Source organism: Polaromonas sp. AET17H-212, from assembly GCF_002379085.1.
Lineage (GTDB): Bacteria > Pseudomonadota > Gammaproteobacteria > Burkholderiales > Burkholderiaceae_C > Polaromonas.
Map to the genome: position 1 here is coordinate 1 of NZ_NBZW01000064.1, position 1,558 is coordinate 1,558.

The following is a 1,558-nucleotide window of genomic DNA, read 5'->3' on the forward strand; positions in this document are numbered from 1 at the left end:
CAGTTCAATGGCGTGCCCAGGCACACGTTCTACCTGCACTTGAAGGAAACCGAGTTCAGATTCAATCACCGTCACTCAAGCCTCTACAAAGCGCTGCTATCCTTGCTACGAAGCAACCCTCTTTAACGGACTTTGCTTCCTAAGCCCCTTAATTGATAGCATTCAGAGCGCCCGCCCGGGCTGAGCTGGCCGAAGCCTGTTCTTTGACCGGCTTGCGCGGCGTTCAGCGCGCAGCAAAAAACCGGGCGGCGGCCTCGACGGTCTCGGCGATGTCGGCCACCGTGTGCGCCGAACTGACAAAGCCGGCTTCATAGAGCGCCGGCGCGTAGTACACACCCTGTTCCAGCATCGCATGGAAGAAGCGGTTGAAGGCCGGGCTGTCGGTCGTCATCACCGTGGCGTAATTCTGCGGCAGCTGGTCCAGCAGGAAAAAGCCGAACATGCCGCCTTCGCTGTCGCCGCAAAAAGCCACACCGGCCTGGGCCGCGGCTTGGGTGAGGCCGCCGACCAGGCTGCGCGTGCGTTCGCCCAGCGCTTCATAAAAACCGGGTTTTTGCAGTTCGCGCAGGGTCGCCAGTCCGCAGGCCGTGGCGACCGGGTTGCCCGACAGCGTGCCGGCCTGGTAGACCGAACCCAGCGGTGCCAGCAGTTCCATCACGGCGCGTGTGCCACCAAAGGCGGCCATCGGCATGCCGCCGCCGATGACCTTGCCCAGCGCGGTCATGTCAGGCTGGAAACCGGGAATGCTTTGCGCATACAGACTTTGCGCGCCACCGAGGGCGACACGAAAGCCGGTCATGACTTCGTCGAACACCAGCAGCGCGCCGTATTGCGTGCAGAGCTCGCGGCAGCGCTTCATGAACGGAACACTGGCGCGCACAAAGTTCATGTTGCCGGCAATCGGCTCGATCATCAGGCAGGCAATCTCCTTGCCGTGCACCGAAAAAGCCTCTTCCAGCTGGGCGATGTGGTTGTACTCGAGCACCAGCGTGTGCTGCACGACCTCGGGCGGCACGCCGGCGCTGGTCGGGCTGCCAAAAGTGGCCAGGCCCGAGCCGGCTTTGACCAGCAGCGCGTCGGAGTGGCCGTGATAGCAGCCCTCGAACTTGATGATCTTGCTGCGCCCGGTGGCGCCACGCGCCAGCCGGATCACGCTCATGGTTGCTTCGGTGCCGGAACTCACCAGGCGCAGCATCTCGATGGACGGCACCAGCTTGACGATCTCTTCGGCCAGCTCCACTTCGCGTTCGGTCGGTGCGCCATAGGAGAAGCCCTCGAGCACGGCCTTTTGCACCGCCTCGACGACGGCGGGGTGCCCATGGCCGAGGATCATCGGCCCCCAGGAGCCGATGTAGTCGATGTAGCGCTGACCGTCGGCATCCCAGAAATGGGCGCCCTGGGCGCGCTGCACGAAGCGCGGGGTGCCGCCGACGGCCTTGAAGGCGCGTACCGGCGAATTGACACCGCCGGGGATCAGTTTTTTGGCGCGCTCGAACAGTGCTGCATTGCGGGAGGGGTCGGAACTAGTGTTTGGTGCCATTGGGGGGTAGGTCAAAGG

1 protein-coding gene and 1 pseudogene are annotated in these 1,558 nt (G+C 63.6%); one reads left to right on the forward strand and one right to left on the reverse strand.

All coding sequences use genetic code 11. The features are described 5' to 3' along the window. Window positions 1-126: pseudogene (locus B7G53_RS22225) on the forward strand (IS1595 family transposase); the annotation flags it as partial. Window positions 127-223: 97 nt separating this feature from the next. Here B7G53_RS22225 and hemL read toward each other — a convergent pair. Then, complete coding sequence (gene hemL, locus B7G53_RS22230; RefSeq protein ID WP_096671797.1) at window positions 224-1,540, reverse strand: glutamate-1-semialdehyde 2,1-aminomutase; 1,317 nt, start codon at window positions 1,538-1,540, stop codon at window positions 224-226. Between the last annotated feature and the right edge of the window lie 18 nt (window positions 1,541-1,558).